The following is a 3,224-nucleotide window of genomic DNA, read 5'->3' as shown; positions in this document are numbered from 1 at the left end:
TGGGCGCCGCGTCCGCCGGCACCGGCGGCCCCGTGCTGCTGTTCGCCGCCGACGCGAACCTGCGCGAGCGGCTGCGCCGTCGCTGGGCGGAGCAGGGCGGCCGCGTTCCGGCGCTCGTGCTGGTCCAGCCCGGCGAGCGGTTCGACGCGCCGGCGCCGGACATCTACACGGTGCGGCCCGCGAACGGCGACGACCTGGCCGCGCTGTTCGCGGCGCTGCAGGCACAAGGACTGCGTCCGCAGCGGTTCGTGCACGCGTGGAACGACACTGCATCGCAGGCCGACGTCGCAGCGTCGCCGCGCCACCTCGAATCCGGTGCAGGCGCGCTGCTCGCGCTCGGCCAGGCCATCGCCGAGCTCGCGCGCCGCGATCGCGAGGGCGGCAATGCGCCGGCCGCGGCGAGCCTGCTGTGCCTGCTGCCGGACGAGGCATCGTCGACGCAGCCGCAGCAGGCGGCGCTGGCCAGTCTCGTACGGAGCCTGCAGCTCGAACTGCCGCAGCTCGCCGGCAAGTGCATCGCGCTCGGCGCGCCGGCGGAATCGGACGACGCGCTCGACCGCCTGGTCGCCGAGCTCGGCGACGACGCGCGCAGCAATGCCGACATCCGCTACGACGGTGTGCGCCGCCTGCGTCGCGGCCTGCAGCCCTGGACACCGTCGCCGGCCGTGCCGGTCGCCGTGCGCGAAGGCGGTACTTACGTGATCACCGGCGGCGCCGGCGGTCTCGGCCTCATCGTCGCGCGCTTCCTCGCGACGCAGGCGCGCGTGAATCTCGTGCTGGCCGGCCGCTCCGCGCTCGACGACGCGCAGCGCGCGAAGCTCGCCGAACTCGAAGCGCTGGGCGCGACGGTCGTGCATCTGCGCGGCGACGTCGCACGGCGCGACGAGGCCGACGCGTTGCTGCGGCAGGCGCGCGAACGCTTCGGCGCGATCCACGGCATCGTGCATGCGGCCGGCGTGATCCGCGACGCGCCGATCGAGCGCAAGTCGTTCGCCGACCTTCAGGCGACCTGCGCGCCGAAGATCGCCGGCACCGTGCACCTGGACGAGGCGAGCCGGACCGACGACCTGGATTTCTTCGTGCTGTTCTCGTCGCTGGCCGCGGAGCTCGGCAGTTCCGGCCAGTGCGACTACGCCTACGCGAACGGTTTCCAGCGTCACTACGCGGCGCTGCGCGAACGGCTCGCCGCGGCCGGCCGACGCCGCGGCCGCACGCTCGCGATCGACTGGCCGCTCTGGCAGGACGGCGGCATGCAGGTCGACCGCATCAAGGGCGTGCCGCTCGATGCGAAGACCAAGGCGCTGCTCGAACAGTCCTCGGGCCTCTACGCGCTCGACACGGCCAGCGGCCTGGAAGCATTTGCCGCGGCGCTGGCCGGCGGCGAAAGCCGACTGCTCGTGCTGCACGGCAACCGTGCGCGCATCGATGCGCTGCTCGGCCTCGCGCCGCCGGTGCCCGCTACGGCGCCGCGCGCCGGGACTCATGCCGCCGCGGCGACCGACGACGCCGGCCTCGCGCGCCGCCTGCGCCAGGAGCTGCTGCAGATCGTCGCCGACGTGCTGCTGGTCAGTCCGAACCAGATCCGCGCCGACGTGAACCTCAGCGAGTACGGCCTGGATTCGCTCGGCGTCGCGAACCTGTTCCGGCGTCTGAACGAAGCCTATGCGCTGGATCTCGCGCCGGCCGTCGTGTTCGAGTACCCGACCTTCGAGGCGCTGAGCGGCCATCTCGCGACCGCGCATGCGGCTGCGCTGCGGCCGTACTTCGCGACGGCCGATGCTGCTGTCGGCGCGGTCGATGCGCCGGCCGCCGCGGAGACCGTCGCCGCCGGGCTCGGTGCGCCGGCTACAGCGACCGCAGCGAGCCCGTCCGCGCCGATAGCGGCACGGACGGCCGCGCGGGCCGAGGTCGCAATCGTCGGCATCGCCGGCGTCTTTCCGGGCGCCGACACGCCGCAGGAACTCTGGCGCCAGATGCTCGCCGGCGTCGATCCGATCTGCGAGATTCCGGCCGAGCGCTGGGACACGAACGCGGTGTCCGCGCCGCGCTGGGGCGGTTTCGTGCGCGACGTCGACGCGTTCGACGCGACGTTCTTCGGCATCGGCGCGCAGGAAGCCGCGCTGATGGATCCGCAGCAGCGCCTGTTCCTGCAGGTCGCGTGGAACGCGATCGAGGACTCCGGACATCGCGCGTCCGAATTCGCCGGCACGCGCACCGGCGTGTTCGTCGGGCTCGGCGGCTTCGACTACGTCGAGCTGCTGCGCGAAGCCGGCACCGAGGTCGTCGGCTATTCCGCGACCGGCATGGCGCACTGCGTGCTGCCGAACCGGCTGTCCTACCTGCTCGACCTGCGCGGTCCGAGCGAAGCGATCGACACCGCCTGTTCGAGCTCGCTCGTCGCGATCCATCGCGCCGCCGAGAGCATCGCCGACGGCAGCTGCGTCGCGGCCATCGCCGGCGGCACGAACCTGCTGCTGACGCCGGCGCTGCAGCAGGCGCTCGGCAGCGCCGGCATGCTCGCCGCCGACGGCCGCTGCAAGACCTTCGACGCACGCGCCGACGGCTACGTGCGCAGCGAAGGCTGCGCGGCGGTCGTACTCAAGCGGCTCGACCAGGCCGTCGCCGACGGCGACACGGTCTACGGCGTGATCCGCGGCAGCGGCGTCAACCACGGCGGCCGCGCGATGTCGCTGACGGCGCCGAATCCGCTCGCCCAGGCCGAGCTGCTCGTCGACGTCTACCGCCGCGCCGGCGTCGACGCGGCGACGGTCGGTCTGATCGAAGCCCACGGCACCGGCACGGCGCTCGGCGACGCGGTCGAGTTCAACGCGCTGAAGAAAGCGTTCCGCGAACTCGGCGCCGGCGGCACGGCCGGGCGCTGCGCGGTCAGCGCGCTGAAGACGCAGATCGGCCATCTCGAGGCGGCCTCCGGCGTGGCGTCGCTGATCGGCACCGTGCTCGCGATGCGCCATCGCACGATTCCGGGTCTGCGGCATTTCGGCGAACTCAATCCGCAGATCCGCCTCGACGACAGTCCGTTCCGCATCGTGCGCGAGCCGCAGGACTGGACCGCGTTCGAGGACGCCGGCGGCGCGGCGCTGCCGCTGACCGCGGGCATCAGCTCGCTCGGCTTCGGCGGCGTCAACGCGCACGTGATCGTGCAGGAATACCGCGCGGCACCGGCACCGGCGGCGGCGCCGCCGGCGCCGCAGGCGGCCCGCCTC

1 protein-coding gene is annotated in these 3,224 nt (G+C 73.5%); it reads left to right on the top strand.

Annotated features, from left to right (window positions below):
- Nucleotides 1-3,224: type I polyketide synthase (locus NON22_RS22250; protein ID WP_257389187.1), on the top strand; the 3,224-nt coding region annotated here is incomplete at both ends.

The organism is Tahibacter caeni (assembly GCF_024609805.1).
GTDB classification, from domain to species: domain Bacteria; phylum Pseudomonadota; class Gammaproteobacteria; order Xanthomonadales; family Rhodanobacteraceae; genus Tahibacter; species Tahibacter caeni.
Note: the sequence above shows the minus strand (reverse complement) of the source record. Positions and strands in the feature narration are given on the sequence as shown.